The organism is Lysobacter sp. P5_B12 (assembly GCF_056400425.1).
Genome location: NZ_JBFULG010000002.1, coordinates 160,471 through 175,603, shown reverse-complemented (window position 1 = coordinate 175,603; position 15,133 = coordinate 160,471). Strand labels below are relative to the sequence as shown.

At 67.4% G+C, this 15,133-nt stretch carries 18 protein-coding genes; 13 read left to right on the top strand and 5 right to left on the bottom strand.

The features are described 5' to 3' along the window. The first annotated feature begins 8 nt into the window (after positions 1-8). The 4 genes from AC1DOM_RS04215 to AC1DOM_RS04200 are packed head-to-tail and all read left to right on the top strand — an operon-like array spanning position 9 to position 3,730. Positions 9-737: a TetR/AcrR family transcriptional regulator gene (locus tag AC1DOM_RS04215; RefSeq protein WP_498960550.1), complete on the top strand. Its 729-nt coding sequence runs from the start codon at positions 9-11 to the stop codon at positions 735-737. A gap of 13 nt (positions 738-750) precedes the next feature. Further along, complete coding sequence (locus AC1DOM_RS04210) at positions 751-1,692, top strand: HlyD family secretion protein (RefSeq protein WP_498960548.1); 942 nt, start codon at positions 751-753, stop codon at positions 1,690-1,692. A gap of 23 nt (positions 1,693-1,715) precedes the next feature. After that, the gene (locus AC1DOM_RS04205) at positions 1,716-2,645 is read left to right on the top strand and encodes an ABC transporter ATP-binding protein (protein ID WP_498961261.1); all 930 of its coding nucleotides are present in this window, start codon (positions 1,716-1,718) and stop codon (positions 2,643-2,645) included. Further along, positions 2,642-3,730 (top strand): ABC transporter permease, encoded by a 1,089-nt coding sequence (locus tag AC1DOM_RS04200; protein WP_498960546.1) that lies wholly within the window; start codon positions 2,642-2,644, stop codon positions 3,728-3,730. Before AC1DOM_RS04205 ends, AC1DOM_RS04200 begins: the two co-directional genes overlap by 4 nt. Here the strand turns inward: AC1DOM_RS04200 and miaB are convergent. Further along, on the bottom strand, positions 3,727-5,130 hold the full coding sequence (gene miaB, locus AC1DOM_RS04195) for a tRNA (N6-isopentenyl adenosine(37)-C2)-methylthiotransferase MiaB (RefSeq protein ID WP_498960544.1): 1,404 nt from the start codon (positions 5,128-5,130) through the stop codon (positions 3,727-3,729). The two genes, AC1DOM_RS04200 and miaB, sit on opposite strands and share 4 nt — an antisense overlap. A 182-nt stretch (positions 5,131-5,312) precedes the next feature. Between miaB and AC1DOM_RS04190 the strand changes: the two genes are divergently transcribed. From AC1DOM_RS04190 to AC1DOM_RS04165, 6 genes are all read left to right on the top strand, one after another. Further along, a complete protein-coding gene (locus AC1DOM_RS04190) occupies positions 5,313-6,248 on the top strand; it encodes a lytic transglycosylase domain-containing protein (RefSeq protein ID WP_498961259.1) in 936 nt (311 codons plus the stop codon). Positions 6,249-6,406: 158 nt separating this feature from the next. Further along, positions 6,407-7,048, top strand: a complete 642-nt coding sequence (petA, locus tag AC1DOM_RS04185) for a ubiquinol-cytochrome c reductase iron-sulfur subunit (protein WP_498960542.1) — start codon at positions 6,407-6,409, stop codon at positions 7,046-7,048. 3 nt (positions 7,049-7,051) lie between these two features. Then, positions 7,052-8,326, top strand: coding sequence for a cytochrome b (locus tag AC1DOM_RS04180; protein ID WP_498960540.1), 1,275 nt, complete (start codon positions 7,052-7,054; stop codon positions 8,324-8,326). Beyond that, positions 8,319-9,068, top strand: a complete 750-nt coding sequence (locus AC1DOM_RS04175) for a cytochrome c1 (protein ID WP_498960538.1) — start codon at positions 8,319-8,321, stop codon at positions 9,066-9,068. The genes AC1DOM_RS04180 and AC1DOM_RS04175 overlap by 8 nt, the downstream gene beginning before the upstream one ends. Positions 9,069-9,286: 218 nt before the next feature. Continuing rightward, on the top strand, positions 9,287-9,922 hold the full coding sequence (locus AC1DOM_RS04170; protein ID WP_498961257.1) for a glutathione S-transferase N-terminal domain-containing protein: 636 nt from the start codon (positions 9,287-9,289) through the stop codon (positions 9,920-9,922). A 28-nt stretch (positions 9,923-9,950) separates the two neighbouring features. Next, positions 9,951-10,406, top strand: coding sequence for a ClpXP protease specificity-enhancing factor (locus tag AC1DOM_RS04165; RefSeq protein ID WP_498960536.1), 456 nt, complete (start codon positions 9,951-9,953; stop codon positions 10,404-10,406). A 3-nt stretch (positions 10,407-10,409) separates the two neighbouring features. On the opposite strand, the gene AC1DOM_RS04160 is transcribed toward AC1DOM_RS04165, so the two are convergent. Next, positions 10,410-10,736 (bottom strand): DUF3301 domain-containing protein, encoded by a 327-nt coding sequence (locus tag AC1DOM_RS04160; RefSeq protein ID WP_498960534.1) that lies wholly within the window; start codon positions 10,734-10,736, stop codon positions 10,410-10,412. Between the two features lie 92 nt (positions 10,737-10,828). Between AC1DOM_RS04160 and AC1DOM_RS04155 the strand changes: the two genes are divergently transcribed. Further along, entirely contained in the window at positions 10,829-11,611 is a 783-nt protein-coding gene (locus tag AC1DOM_RS04155) for an FHA domain-containing protein (protein ID WP_498960532.1), read from the top strand. 4 nt (positions 11,612-11,615) lie between these two features. Here the strand turns inward: AC1DOM_RS04155 and nadC are convergent, their stop codons facing one another. Together nadC and AC1DOM_RS04145 are read right to left on the bottom strand one after the other, a co-directional pair. After that, on the bottom strand, positions 11,616-12,464 hold the full coding sequence (nadC, locus tag AC1DOM_RS04150; protein ID WP_498960531.1) for a carboxylating nicotinate-nucleotide diphosphorylase: 849 nt from the start codon (positions 12,462-12,464) through the stop codon (positions 11,616-11,618). Next, positions 12,461-12,730: a Trm112 family protein gene (locus AC1DOM_RS04145; protein ID WP_498960529.1), complete on the bottom strand. Its 270-nt coding sequence runs from the start codon at positions 12,728-12,730 to the stop codon at positions 12,461-12,463. The genes nadC and AC1DOM_RS04145 overlap by 4 nt, the downstream gene beginning before the upstream one ends. Before the next feature lie 79 nt (positions 12,731-12,809). Between AC1DOM_RS04145 and purE the strand changes: the two genes are divergently transcribed. After that, entirely contained in the window at positions 12,810-13,325 is a 516-nt protein-coding gene (gene purE, locus AC1DOM_RS04140) for a 5-(carboxyamino)imidazole ribonucleotide mutase (RefSeq protein WP_498960527.1), read from the top strand. Positions 13,326-13,329: 4 nt separating this feature from the next. After that, a complete protein-coding gene (locus AC1DOM_RS04135; RefSeq protein WP_498960525.1) occupies positions 13,330-14,469 on the top strand; it encodes a 5-(carboxyamino)imidazole ribonucleotide synthase in 1,140 nt (379 codons plus the stop codon). 20 nt (positions 14,470-14,489) lie between these two features. On the opposite strand, the gene AC1DOM_RS04130 is transcribed toward AC1DOM_RS04135, so the two are convergent. Further along, entirely contained in the window at positions 14,490-15,068 is a 579-nt protein-coding gene (locus tag AC1DOM_RS04130; RefSeq protein WP_498960523.1) for a superoxide dismutase, read from the bottom strand. Positions 15,069-15,133: the final 65 nt, after the last annotated feature.

Sequence of the window (15,133 nt, the reverse complement as noted above, 5' to 3'; positions counted from 1 at the left end):
TCTGCCGCATGAGCCCGCTCCCTACCAAAGCCCGTCGGAAACCCGCCGCGGAAGCGCCGGAAGTGCTTGAAACGGCAGAGCTTCCGCCTGCCAAGCGCCCCAAATCCGGCCGCCGCGCGGTCGGCCGCCCGACGGGCGAGGGCGGCGATCTGCGCGCCCGCCTCCTGGACGTGGCCGTCGCCTGTTTCGGGCGCCACGGCATCGCCGCCAGCACCCTGCGCGAGATCGCGCACGAGGCCGGCGTGAACCCCGCGCTCGTCCACTATTACTTCGGCGACAAGCAACAACTGCTGCAGGCGGTGATCTCCGAACGCCTGATGCCGGCCTTCTCCGACGTGCGCGACGCGACGCTCCAGGGCGGCGACGACATCTCGGGCGTGATCGCCGGCTTCGTGCGCGGCATGTGCGAAACCGTCGAGAAGCATCCCTGGCTGCCGCCGCTGTGGGTGCGCGAAGTGTTGTGCGAAGGCGGCGCGCTGCGCGAGTTGCTGTTCACCACGATGGCGCCGCAGATGCCGCAGATCCTCGCGGCGAAGTTCGCGCAGGCGCAGGCCGCGGGCCAGCTCAATCGCGAACTCGATCCGCGCCTGCTCGTCACCTCGCTGATCGGCCTGACCTTGTTCCCCGCCGCGGGCGCGCCGATCTGGCGCCGCCTGTTCGACGCCGACGACATCGACGCGGCCGCCATGAAACACCACGCCATCGCATTGCTGGATGCCGGCATCGGCGTTCCCTGACCACGAGCCTCCCATGACCCTTCGTCCGCTTGTCCTGTGTGCCTTCACCGTCCTCGCAGCGTGTCGCAACGATGCGCCGCAGGCGCTCGGCACGCTCGAATACGACCGCATCACCTTGCCCGCGCCCGCCGCGGAAAAGATCGTCGCCATCGGCGTGCGCGAAGGGCAGCAGGTGAAAGCCGGCCAGTCGCTGCTGCAACTCGAACTCGACCGCACGCGCGCCAGCACCGAAGCGATGCGCGCGCAGGCGGCGCGCCAACGCGCGAGCCTGGCCGAAATGGAGGCCGGCCCGCGCAGCGAAGAAATCGCACGCGCGCGCGCCGAACTCGCCGCCGCCCGCGCGCAGGCGGAGGACACCCGCATCTACTACAACCGCGTGCGGCAACTCGGGCCGCGCCAATTGATGGCCGCCTCCGACATCGATCGCGCGCGCGCCGCCGCGGACAACGCCGCGGGCACCGCACGCGCGCTGGAGCAGGCCTTGCGCGAACTCGAAGCCGGCACGCGCGTCGAACAGATCGCGCAGGGCGAGGCGGCCCTCGCCGCATCGGAAGCCGATGTCGCCGCGCAACAGGTGACGCTGCAGAAACTGTCGGTCGTCGCGCCGCGCGACGGGCTCGTCGACAGCCTGCCGTACAAACTCGGCGACCAGGCCGCGGTGGGGCAGCCGCTCGCGATCCTGCTCGTCGGCCAACCTTATGCGCGCGTCTACGTCCCCGAACCGATCCGTTCGAAGGTCGCCGTCGGAACGAAGGCCCGTCTCTACATCGACGGCAAGGACGATGCGATCGCCGGCACCGTGCGCATGATCCGCACCGAGCCGACGTTCACGCCGTACTTCGCACTGATCGGCAAGGACGCCGCGCGCCTGTCCTACATCGCGGAAATCGGCGTCGACGAGAAGAACGCCAAGCTCCCCGCCGGATTGCCGGTGCGTGCGGAGTTCGACGAGTGAATGCGCCGACCGCCGACCTCGCGATCCGTGCGCGCGGGCTGACCAAGCGCTTCAAGGACCTGGTCGCCGTCGACCATGTCGACCTGAGCGTCCCGAAGGCGAACGTCTACGGCTTCCTCGGCCCCAACGGCTCGGGCAAGACCACGACGATCCGCATGTTGTGCGGCCTGATGACGCCGACCGAAGGCGAGATCGAAGTGCTCGGCCTGCAGTTGCCGAAACAAGCCGAAGCGCTGCGCCTGCGTATCGGCTACATGACGCAGAAGTTCTCCTTGTTCGACGACCTGAGCGTGCGCGAGAACCTGGAATTCCTCGCGGCGGTGCAAGGCCTGCCCCGCGCGAAGGCGCGCACGCGCATCGACGAACTGGTGCAGCGCTATCACTTCGAGGATCGGCAGAAGCAACTTGCCGGCACCATGAGCGGCGGCCAGAAGCAGCGCCTCGCGCTCGCCGGTGCGGTCATCCATTCGCCGGAACTGTTGTTCCTGGATGAACCGACGAGCGCAGTGGATCCCGAATCCCGCCGCGATTTCTGGGAAAAACTCTTCGAACTCGCCGATGCCGGCACGACGATCCTGGTTTCCACGCACTACATGGACGAAGCCGAACGCTGCCATCGCCTCGCGATCCTCGACCGCGGCGTGCTCGTCGCCGACGGCAGCCCCGCCGAACTCACCGGCGCGATCACCGGCCGCACGCTGGCGGTGCAGTCGAACACACCGCGGCGCGCACGCCGCGCGTTGATGGAAACACCCGGCGTGATCAGCGCGGCGCAGGTCGGCAACACGCTGCGCGTGCTGACCAGCGAAAGCGGAATCGCCGATCGCCTGCAACGCGTGCTGTCCGACGCCGGGCTGCACGGCGAAATCGCCGAATCCGAGCCCAACCTCGAAGACGTCTTCGTCTCCGCCACGCGCGGCCGCGAAGCCGCCCAGGCGAAGGAGGCCGCATGAGCTGGCGCCGCCTGTTCGCCGTGATGGTCAAGGAGTTGCGGCAGATGCGCCGCGACCGCATCACGCTGGCGATGATCGTCGGCATCCCGGTGATGCAATTGGTGCTGTTCGGCTACGCGATCAACTTCACCCTGCGCAATCTGGATACGGCGATCGCCGACCAGGCGAACACCGCCGGTTCGCGTGCGCTGGTGATGGACCTGCAGAACACCGGCGTGCTCAACCCGGTGAAGGATGCGAGCTCGCCGCAGGAATTGATGACGATGCTGCGGCGCGGGCAGATCAGCGTCGGCGTCGTGGTGCCGCCGGATTTCGAACGCCGCCGCATCGATGGACGCGAAGCGGTGCAGATCCTCGTCGACGGCAGCGACACCGCCGTGCAGGGCGCGGCCGGGCAACTCACGCAGGTGCCGCTCGACAGTGCGGCGACGGTGCAGAAGGCGCCGTCGCAGATCAGCGTCGTCGGCTTCTACAACCCCGAACGCCGCTCGGCGATCAACATCGTGCCGGGCCTGATCGGCATCATCCTGACGATGACCATGGTGATGTTCACCGCGGTGTCGATCGTGCGCGAACGCGAGCGCGGCAACATGGAATTGCTGATCGCAACGCCCGTGAGCAGCAGCGAATTGATGATCGGGAAGGTGCTGCCGTTCGCGGGCATCGGCCTGATCCAGACGACGCTGGTGTTGCTGCTCGGCGCGTGGTTGTTCGAAGTGCCCATCCGCGGCGCGCTGCTGGATGTCTACATCGCGGCGGTGCTGCTGATCCTGGCGAATCTCGCACTCGGCCTGATGATCTCGACGAAAGCGCAGTCGCAGTTCCAGGCGATGCAGATGACCTTCTTCGTCTTCCTGCCGTCGATCCTGCTGTCGGGCTTCATGTTCCCCTTCGCCGGCATGCCGAAGATCATCCAGTGGCTCGCCGAGGTGCTGCCGCTCACGCACTTCCTGCGGCTGGTGCGCGGGATCATGCTGCGCGGCGCGAGCCTGTGGGAACTGTGGCCGGAGATCCTGGCGTTGATCGCGTTCATCGCCGTCATGATGACGGTGGCGATCGGCCGATTCCGGAAACGCCTCGACTAAACGACGACGCTCGCCCGCAACGAGTTCGTCATCGCTTCGGTGATGACGACATCGACGAACTGCCCGATCAAACGCGGATGGCCGGCGAAGTTGACCGAGCGCATGTTCTCGGTCTTGCCGGTCAGCTCGTTCGGATCCTTCTTCGACGGGCCTTCCACCAGCACGGTCTGCACGCTGCCGACCATCGCCTGCGAAATCTGCGCGGCATGCACATTGATCGCCGCTTGCAGGCGCTCCAGGCGTGCGTGCTTCTCCGCGTCGGTGGTGTCGTCCGACAGATCGGCGGCCGGCGTGCCGGGGCGACGCGAATAAATGAAGGAGAAGGATTGGTCGAAACCGACGTCTTCGATCAGTTTCATCGTCTTCTCGAAATCCGCATCGGTTTCGCCGGGGAAGCCGACGATAAAGTCCGAGGAGATCGAGATGTCCGGGCGCACGGCGCGCAGCTTGCGGATCTTCTGCTTGAACTCCAGCGCCGTGTAGCCGCGCTTCATCGCCGCGAGCACGCGGTCGCTGCCGGCCTGCACCGGCAGGTGGAGATAGTTGGCCAGTTGCGGCACGTCGCGATAAGCCTCGACCAGCGAGTCGGAAAACTCGAGCGGGTGCGAAGTGGTGAAGCGGATGCGGCCGACACCGTCGATGCCGGCGATCGCGCGGATCAGCAAACCGAGGTCCGCCCAGCTTTCATCGGTATCCTCACCATCGCCCAGCGGACCGCGATACGCATTGACGTTCTGCCCGAGGAGGTTGATCTCGCGCACGCCCTGCGCGGCGAGCTGCGCCACTTCGACGAGCACGTCTTCGAACGGCCGCGAGACTTCTTCGCCGCGCGTATAGGGCACGACGCAGAAGGAGCAGTACTTCGAGCAGCCTTCCATGATCGACACGAACGCGCTCGGGCCATCGGCGCGCGGCTCGGGCAGGCGATCGAACTTCTCGATCTCCGGGAAGCTGATGTCCACCTGCGGCTGCCCGCTCGCGCGGCGCTCGCGGATGAGATCGGGCAGGCGGTGCAGGGTCTGCGGGCCGAAGACCAAGTCGACGTAGGGCGCGCGCTTCACGATCGCCGCGCCTTCCTGCGAGGCCACGCAGCCGCCGACGCCGATGATCACCGGCTTGCCGTCCTTCTTGAGCGCCTTCCAGCGGCCGAGCTGGCTGAAGACCTTTTCCTGCGCCTTCTCGCGGATCGAGCAGGTGTTGACCAGCACGACGTCGGCTTCCTCGACGTTGTCGGTCAGCTCCAGGCCGTCGCTGGCGGCGAGCACGTCGGCCATGCGGGCCGAGTCGTACTCGTTCATCTGGCACCCGTGGGTCTTGATGAACAGCTTGCCGCGCGGGGCGGGGCGGGAGGCGTCGGCCGCGGGCGCGGCGACGTCCAAGAGGACGGTCAATTCGGTCATGGCGGGTCCGGGAGGGCGGCGGTTAGTCCGCGCCGGGAAGGTCGGTCACGTGAAGGGGGCGAAGTCTAGCGCGGTCGCCGGGCGTCCGGTTCGCGACGGGGGTCTCGTTCACTTGGGTCAAGCGTCTGTTCATATGAATCAAGAACTTGTCAAGCCTCACGATTGAGGGCAGCATGCCGGCCATGATCAGGGGATGGGGATTCTCGCGCGGCCTGGCCGCCCTCGTGCTTGTCGTCGCCGCCTCCGCGGCGATGCCGGCAGTCGCGGGCACGCTCTATCGTTGCGATGGCGCCGACGGCGCGCGCAGCTACGTCGGCAAGCGCATCCCCGGCGCCAAGTGCACCGTCATCAGCTATGCGAAGGCCACGCCCGCGCCCGCCGCACCGCGCGCCGCCGCGGTGGGCAGCACCACGACGGCGAGCAATGTCGCCGGTTCGCCGATCACCGAAACCGTCTCGAACGACGCCGTCGCGCCGACGCCGGCACCTTCCGCCCCCGCGCTGAAGCCTTACCAGGCGCCGCGCCTGGTGCAGGGCCAGGTGTATTCGTACATCCAGGACGGCGTGCGCCATTACACGAGCAAGCCGCCGAAGGGCGTCGCGGGCGCCACCGCGCTGCGCACGATCCGCTACAGCTTCATGGAGACGTGCTACGCCTGCGCCGCGCGTCCCGGCGTCAACTTCAACACGTTGCGCCTCAATACCGACGCCTATGCCGCCGAGATCCGCGCGGCCGCCAAGCTTCATGGCGTGGACGAAGCGATCGTGCGCGCGATCATCCACGCCGAGTCGGCCTACAACCCCAATGCGCTCTCGCGCGTGGGCGCGCAGGGCCTGATGCAGCTGATGCCTGCCACCGCCCGCCGTTTCGGCGTGGGCAATGCCTTCGACGCCACCCAGAACATCTCCGGCGGCGTGCAGTACCTCGCCTTCCTGCTCAAGCGCTTCAAGGGCGATCTCAGCCTTGCCGCGGCCGGCTACAACGCAGGCGAGGGCGCGGTCGACAAATATCGCGGCGTTCCGCCGTACAGCGAGACCCGCCGCTACGTCGAGCGCGTCTCGGTGCTGGCCGACCGCTACCGCGGCGCCATCGCCAGCAACGCGCTGGCCACCAAGTAATCCGCCGGCGGTACGGCCGGCGCTCGCCCGGTCGCGCCATACGATTGTCGGCCGATTAAGCGTTCCGTTACACTTCCCCGTCTTTGTTGGCCGCCTCCACGCACAAGTGCGCGGGGCGGACCAGCGCTTCGGTTCAGCGCCTTACTGCGGAGTGTCGGATGGCCAATGTTGGGGTAGGGGTCAACGATCCCGCTCATGTCCACGACGGGGAACCCGTCAACCAGGGCCGTCGCCGGTTCCTGACCGCCACCACGGCCGTGGTCGGTGCGGTCGGTGTCGGCTTCGCTGCCGTGCCCTTCATCAAGTCCTGGAACCCGAGCGCGCGCGCCAAGCTCGCCGGCGCCCCGGTGACCGCCGACATCAGCGCGCTGGCCGAAGGCACGCGCATGGTGCTCGAGTGGCGCGGCCAGCCGATCTGGATCGTGAAGCGTTCCAAGCAGATGCTCGACGTGCTGCCGACGCTCGATCCGCGCCTGCGCGATCCCAAGTCCGACAACCTCGACCAGCAGCCGACGTACGCGCGCAACGAGTTGCGTTCGATCAAGCCGGCGATCTCCGTGCTGGTGGGCCTGTGCACGCACCTGGGCTGCTCGCCGGAAATGAAGGCCGAGATCAAGCCCGAGCCGTTCGATCCGGAATGGAAGGGCGGTTACTTCTGCCCGTGCCACAAGTCGCGCTTCGACATGGCCGGCCGCGTGTTCGACGGCGTGCCCGCGCCGATCAACCTGCTCGTGCCGCCGCACCACTACGAAAGCGACACGTCGATCGTGATCGGCGTCGACCCGAAGGGAGCGGCATAAGCCATGGCCAATTTCCTGACGCGGACCACGACCAACGTGATGGACTGGGTCAACGCGCGCGCGCCCGGCATGATGCCGGTGTACCGCAAGCACATGACCGAGTACTACGCGCCGAAGAACTTCAACGTCTGGTACTACTTCGGTTCGCTCGCGATCGTCGTGCTGGTCAACCAGATCCTGACCGGCATCTTCCTGACGATGCACTTCAAGCCCTCCGCGGCCGAAGCGTTCTCGTCGGTCGAATACATCATGCGCGACGTGGAGTGGGGCTGGCTGATCCGGTACATGCATTCCACCGGCGCCTCGCTGTTCTTCATCGTCGTCTACCTGCACATGTTCCGCGGCCTGATGTACGGCTCCTATCAGAAGCCCCGCGAACTGGTGTGGGTCATCGGCATGGTGCTGTACCTGGTGCTGATGGCCGAAGCCTTCATGGGCTACGTGCTGCCGTGGGGCCAGATGTCGTTCTGGGGCGCGAAGGTGATCATCTCGCTCTTCGGCGCGATCCCGGTCATCGGCAACGGCCTGACCGAATGGATCATGGGCGACTACCTGCCCGGCGACGCCACGCTCAACCGCTTCTTCGCGCTGCACGTCATCGCGCTGCCGCTGGTGCTGCTGCTGCTCGTCGTGCTGCACCTGGGCGCGCTGCATGAAGTGGGTTCGAACAACCCCGACGGCGTCGACATCAAGAAGGGCCCGAAGGGCAACCGCTGGTCGACCACCGCGCCGGCCGACGGCATCCCGTTCCACCCGTACTACACGACGGGCAAGGATCTGTTCGGCGTCGCGTTCTTCCTGATCCTGGCGGCCTTCATCATCTTCTTCGCGCCCACCTTCGGCGGCCTGTTCCTGGAGCACGACAACTTCACCGAGGCCAACCGCCTGGTGACGCCGGAGCACATCAAGCCGACGTGGTACTTCACCCCGTACTACGCGATGTTGCGCGTGATCCCGTCGTTCTTCGCCATCAAGCTGTGGGGCGTGTTGGTGATGTTCGCCGCCATCGCCGTGCTGTTCCTGGTGCCGTGGCTCGACAAGTCGCCGGTCAAGTCCTATCGCTACCGCGGCAAGCTGTCGTGGGCGATGCTGCTGATGTTCGCCGTGTGCTTCGTGTGGCTCGGCAAGATCGGCGGTGGCCCGGGCACGGACCCGGCCGAGACGATCATCGGCCGCGTGCTGACGTTCCTCTACTTCGTATTCTTCATCACGATGCCGATCTGGACGAAACTGGATCGGACCAAGCCGGTGCCGGAACGGGTGACGATGCATGACTAACTTCTTCGTCCGCGCCGGCAAGGCCGCGGTCCTCGCCGCAGGCCTGCTCACCGCATCGCTCGCCTTCGCCAGCGAAGGCGGCAACCTGCAGCAGTCGGGCGCACGCCTCGACGATCGCGCTTCGCTCCAGCGCGGCGCGCAGCTGTACATCAACTACTGCAGCGGCTGCCATTCGCTGAAGTACCTGCGTTACTCGCGCATGGCCGAAGACCTCGGCCTGAGCGAGGACGAGGTGCAGGCCAACCTCAACCTCACCGGCGTCAAGGTGGGCGAGACGATCGGCACGTCGATGACGCCGGAACACGCGCAGCAGGCCTTCGGCAAGATGCCGCCGGACCTGAGCCTCATCGCGCGCGTCCGCGGCACCGACTGGATCTACACGTACCTGAAGTCCTTCTACCTCGACGAGACCCGCCCGGTCGGCTGGAACAACACGCTCTTCCCGAACGTGTCCATGCCCAACCCGCTGTGGGAAATGCAGGGCCTGCAGCACGCCGTGCTCACCAAGCCCGACGCCGCCGGCGAAACGCACGTCGAGCGCCTGGAACTGCGCTCGCCCGGCACGCAGACCGCCGAGCAGTACGACCAGAGCGTGCGCGATATCTCCGCTTTCCTCGAGTACGCCGGCGAACCGGCCGCCCTCAAGCGCCAGAGCCTAGGCGTGTGGGTGATCCTGTTCCTTGCGGCTTTCACGTTCCTCGCGTATTTGGTCAAGAAGGAATACTGGAAGGACGTGCACTAAGCGTACGCGGGCCGGGTCGGGACGCATGCCCGGGAGGGCAGGCACCGATTCGGCCACCGGAAGTTGGCGCCAGGGGTGGCGACTTTTTCCGGAAGCGGCGCTAGGCTCGGGAAGTCGTGGCGACCGCCCGCAAGGGGTGGGCGGCGCCAAGCCGATGGTCGGGAAGCCTTGCAGGGTTCCGTCCGCGATCGGCGCTGCGATCGATGGAGAGATCGATGATGGCCGCGAGCCCGCGTATGCGTAATGCCCTGACGTTGTTCTCGTCGACCGACGACGTGCTGTGCCACCGCGTGCGCCTGGTGCTGGCGGCCAAAGGCGTCACCTACGACCTGATCCCGGTCGATCCGCAGAATCCACCCGAAGACCTGATCGACCTCAACCCGTACCACTCGGTGCCGACCCTGGTCGAGCGCGAGCTGGTGCTGTACGCAGCGTCGGTGGTCACCGAATACCTCGACGAGCGCTATCCGCATCCGCCGCTGATGCCCGTCGACCCGCTCTCGCGCGCCCGCCTGCGCCTGGCGATGCTTCGCCTCGAACATGACTGGGTCCCGCAGGTGCAGGCCATCCAGCTGGGCAACCGCCAGCAGGCCGAAGCCGGCCGCAAGCGCCTGAAGGAACTGCTCACCGCCTCGGTGCCGCTGTTCAAGGCCAGCAAGTTCTTCCTGAATCCGGAAATGAGCCTCGCCGACTGCGCGATGGCGCCGATCATCTGGCGCCTGGAAGCGCTCGACATCCCGCTGCCGAAGGACGGCAAGGTGATCGAGGACTACGGCAACCGCATCTTCCGGAATCCCGGGTTCTTGCGCAGCCTCACCGACCAGGAAAGGAAGTTGCGCGTCGTCCCGGCATGAGGCCGTTCGGAGCGGCTAGACTCGATCCATGGAAGACGACCATTCCGGTAACAGCGGCACCGGCGACACCGGCCCTTCGATGACCAGCCATCGTCCGTACCTGCTGCGCGCGCTCAACGAATGGATCGCCGACAACGGCATGACGCCGCACCTGCTCGTGGATGCCACGCGCGCCGGCGTGCAGGTGCCGCCGCAATCGGTGAGCGATGGCAAGGTCGTGCTCAACATCGCCGAGCGTGCGGTCGCGCGCCTGATGATCGACAACGATGCGGTGACCTTCACCGCGCGCTTCGGTGGCGTGAGCCATCCGGTGATCGTGCCGATCCCCGCCGTGCTCGCGATCTACGCGCGCGAAACCGGGCAGGGCATGGCGCTGCCGGACGATCCCTCGGGCCCGCACGACGAACCCACGCCACCGGCCGACACCTCGCCCGAGACCAGCGGAACACCGCCGCGTCGCGGGCACCTGCGCGTGATCAAGTAAGACTCAGTGCAACTGGATGACGTTCGCCGCCCGCACGGGCCCGGCGAACGACACCAGCCGGCCCTTGCGCAACACCAGGCGGCCGATGTGCCGGTCGCTGCCATCGTAGGAATACTCGAAACGGAACGTGCGCTCGAACCCGAGCCATCCGTCGTCGCCACGCTGCAGGCGCAGGCCCGCGGCATGCACCGACTGGTCCAGCCATTGCACGCCCGCGGCACTGCACGCGTCGCGCCCGAGCGCTTCGGCGCGTTCGGCGGCCGCGCGCCCCGCGCTCCAGTACGCGAAGGCGAGGCCTGCGACGATCATCACAACCAGTAGACTTCCCATCCACCTAATGTGACGGCGCGCTGGCGGCCCTGCAAGGGCGCCGGCGGGGGAATTCCTTGACGCTATACGCAGGACGCGACGGAGCCACGCGCATGAAACTCGTCTTTCCAGGCGGCGAACACCCACAGGTGTTGCTCGGTCCCGGTGTCAACCGCGTGGGCTCCGATCCGCAGGGCACCATCGTGCTCGATCGGCCCGGCGTGCGCCCGCAGCATTGCCAACTGCACGTCACGCCCAGCGGCGTGATGCTCGACGTGCCGCCCGGCACCACCGTTTCGGTCAACGGCCGCCAGGTCGACGGGCTGATCTCGCTGCGCCCCGGCGACAGCGTCGCCTTCGACGGTGTGGAAGCCAAACTCTCTTCGATGGAAGCGCCGGCCGCGGTGCGCCATCGCGCCGGCATCCCCGGCCGCCTGCCCGAATCGGCGAACGACGATCCGGGTGCGACGGCCGTGCGCCCGGTGTTGCCGCGCTATGTCCTGCGCGGCGTTTCCGGCGAAGCCTTCGGCCGCTCGTATCCGCTGCACGGCAGCACCACGGTCGGCCGTGCCGACGAATGCAACCTGTGCCTGGACGAACCCGGCCTGTCGCGCACGCATGCGCGCCTGCTGCCCACCGACGACGGCGTGCTGCTCGAAGACCTCGGTTCGACCAACGGCAGCTTCCTCAACGGCAAGCGCGTGCTGCGCGGCGAAGCGCGGGTCGGCGACGAGATCGGTTTCGACACGCTGCGCTTCCGCCTGATGGCCCCAGGCATGGCCGAGGCGCACCACGAAGAACACGCGCACGACGCATCGACACCGAACCGGATGTGGGTGCTGATCGCGGGAATCGCGGTGGTGGCCGCGGCGGTGCTGGTGTTCGCGTTCCGCTGACGGTTCAGCCGCGCCGTCCCAGCTTCATCGACAGGTCGATCGCGCGGACGTGCTTGGTCAGTCCGCCGATCGAGATGCAATCCACGCCGTCCTGCGCGATCTCGCGCACGGTGTGCAGGTCCACGCCGCCCGACACTTCCAGCGGAATGCGCCCCGCCGCACGACGCACCGCTTCGCGGCGCATGTCGGCGTCGAATTCGTCGATCAGGATGCGCTCGCAACCTTCGCGCAGCGCTTCATCCAGTTGATCGAGCGTTTCCACTTCCACGATCAGCGGCAAGGCCGGTTGCGCGGTGCGCGCATTGCGGATCGCGGCGGTCAACGAGCCCGCGGCGCGCACGTGGTTTTCCTTGAGCATCACCGCATCGAACAGGCCCATGCGATGGTTCACGCCGCCACCGACGCGCACCGCGTACTTCTGCGCCACGCGCAGGCCGGGGATCGTCTTGCGCGTGTCGAGGATCTTCGCGCGCGTGCCTGCGACGGCGGCGACGTAATCGGCCGTGACCGTCGCCGTGCCGCTGAGCGTCTGCAGGAAATTGAGCGCGGCGCGTTCGGCCGACACCAGCGCGCGTGCGCGGCCCTCGAGCGTGGCGACCACCGTGCCGGCGCGCACGCGGTCGCCCTCGGCGACGTGCCAGGCGATGGCGACTTCCGGATACAGCGCGCGATGGCAGGCATCGAACCACGGCCGCCCGCAGATCACCGCCGATTCCTTGCAGAGCAGGTAGGCGGTGTCGCGGATGTCGGGGAGCAGGGCGGCGGTGACGTCGCCGGTGCCGAGGTCTTCTTCGAGGGCGCGCGCGACGTCGGCGGCGACGATCGAGTCCGGTGGCGGCATCAGGTCGCTCATGCCGGCGGGAAGTCGGGCACCTGGCCCGCGGCGATCGACTCGTCGGCCAACAGCACCGGAATGCCGTCGTCGATGCGGTAGACCAGCTTGCGGTCGCGGGTGATGAGCGCTTCGCGCAGGGCCTGGGCCTGCGGCTGGCCGTCGGCGCGCTGGATGCCGCCCTGCGCGATCGCGGCATTCAGCGCCGCCAGGCCGCGCGCTTCGAGCATCGACAGCGGCTGGCGCGTGGCGGGGCAGGCGAGGATGTCGAGCAACTTGCGATCCATGGGCACGCGCGGGGCAGGGCAACGGAAGGCCCGCTAGAATACCCCCCTTCGCAGAAGGCGCCAGCCGCACGGGAACGCCATGGCCTCAAAGGAAGACGCGGGCAACGCCGCGCCGCTGGTTGGCATCGTCATGGGCTCGCGCTCGGACTGGGAGACGATGCAACACGCGGCCCAGAAGCTCGAAGCGCTGGGCGTGCCGCACGAAGTGCGCGTTGTTTCCGCGCATCGCACGCCGGACGTGTTGTTCGACTACGCCGCCACGGCGCAGCAACGCGGGCTGCGCGCGATCATCGCCGGCGCCGGCGGTGCCGCGCACCTGCCCGGCATGCTGGCCTCCAAGACCGCGGTGCCGGTGCTCGGCGTGCCCGTCCAGAGCAAGGCGCTCAACGGCATGGATTCCTTGCTGTCGATCGTGCAGATGCCAGCCGGCATTCCGGTGGCCACCTTCGCCATCGGCAACGCAGGCGCGTCGAACGCCGCCCTGTTCGCCGCCGCGATGTTGTCCGCCACGCACCCGGCCATCGGCGAAGCACTCGCGCAGTTCCGCGCGCGCCAGACCGACGACGTCGCCAACAACGACGATCCGCGAAAATAAGTTGATGACGACCGTAGGCATCCTCGGCGGCGGCCAGCTGGCCCGCATGCTCGCTCTTTCCGGCGCGCCGCTCGGCCTGCGCTTCCTCGTGATGGATACCGTCGCCGACGCGTGCGCCGGGCAGTTCGCGCCGATGATCGTCGGCGACTGGCGCGACGAACGCGCGCTCACCGAGTTCGCGTCGAAGATCGACGTGGCCACCTTCGATTTCGAGAACGTCCCCGCCGAATCCGCGCAGTGGCTCGCCGAACGCGTGCCCGTGTTCCCGAGCCCGGGTGCGCTCGCGGTCGCGCAGGATCGTCTCGCGGAGAAAACCCTGTTCCGCGAACTCGGCATCCCGGTGCCGCCGTTCGCGCCCATCGATTCGCGCGACAGCCTCGACGCCGCGCTCGCATCGATCGGCACGCCGTGCATCCTCAAGACGCGCCGCCTGGGCTACGACGGCAAGGGCCAGTTCCGCCTGAAGTCGCCAGCCGACGCCGATGCGGCGTGGGACGCACTCGGCGGACAGGCGCACACGGTGGGCCTGATCCTCGAAGGCTTCGTCGCCTTCGACAAGGAAGTGAGCGTGGTCGCCGTGCGCGGCCGCGACGGCGAATTCCGCGCGTGGCCGCTGACGCAGAACTGGCACGTCGACGGCGTGTTGTCCGCGAGCCTGGCGCCCGCGCCGGTGCCGCAGGCCCTGGAAGACAAGGCACTCGCGCATGCACGCGCGCTGGCCGATGCACTCGGTTATGTCGGTGTCTTTGCGCTCGAGTTGTTTTGCCGCGACGGCGAACTGCTGGCCAACGAACTCGCGCCGCGCGTGCACAACTCCGGTCACTGGACCATCGAAGGCAGCGAGACCTCGCAGTTCCAGAACCATCTGCGCGCGGTGCTCGGCCTGCCGCTCGGCGCCACGCGCATGGTGGGCGAGGCGTGCATGCTCAACTGGATCGGCACGATGCCCGATGCCAATGCCGTGCTCGCCGAACCCGGCGGCCATTGGCACGACTACGGCAAACAAGCGCGCGCCGGCCGCAAGGTGGGGCACGCGACCCTGCGGGCGAATACGCCGCAGGAATTGGCGCAGACGCTTGCGCGCGTCGGAAAAACGCTGGGCCGCGAATCCCAGGTCGAACCCGTGATCGCGGCCCTGCGATAAAGCGTGTCGCTACGCTGCGATCAGCGCATCTGGCTGGAAACGAAATCCCAGTTCACCAGGTTCCAGAACGCTTCGACGTACTTCGGGCGCGCGTTGCGATAGTCGACGTAATACGCGTGTTCCCACACGTCGCACGTCAGCAGCGGCACGTCTTCGCCGGTGATCGGCGTCGCAGCATTGGGCGTGCTCGCCAGCGCAAGCGAACCATCGGGGCGCTGCACCAGCCAGGCCCAGCCCGAACCGAAGGTCTTGACCGCGGTGTCGGAGAACTGTTCCTTGAACTTGCCGAAGTCGCCGAAGGCCTTGGCGATCGCGTCGCCCAGCTTGCCCTGCGGCTCGCCGCCGCCGGCGGGCTTCATGCAGTTCCAGTAGAAGGTGTGGTTCCAGACCTGGGCGGCGTTGTTGAACATGCCCCCTTGCGACTTGCGCACGATCTCCACCAGGTCCATCGACTCGAACTCGGTGCCGGCGATCAGCTTGTTGAGGTTGTCCACGTAGGCCTTGTGGTGCTTGCCATGGTGGTAATCCAGCGTTTCGGCCGAGATGTGGGGTTCCAGCGCGGTGCGGTCGTAGGGCAGGGGCGGCAGCTCGATCGCCATGACGGACTCCTTGTGGGGCGGTGAAGACTTACAATTCTAGCCCCACGTCGCGTCAACGCTTTTAC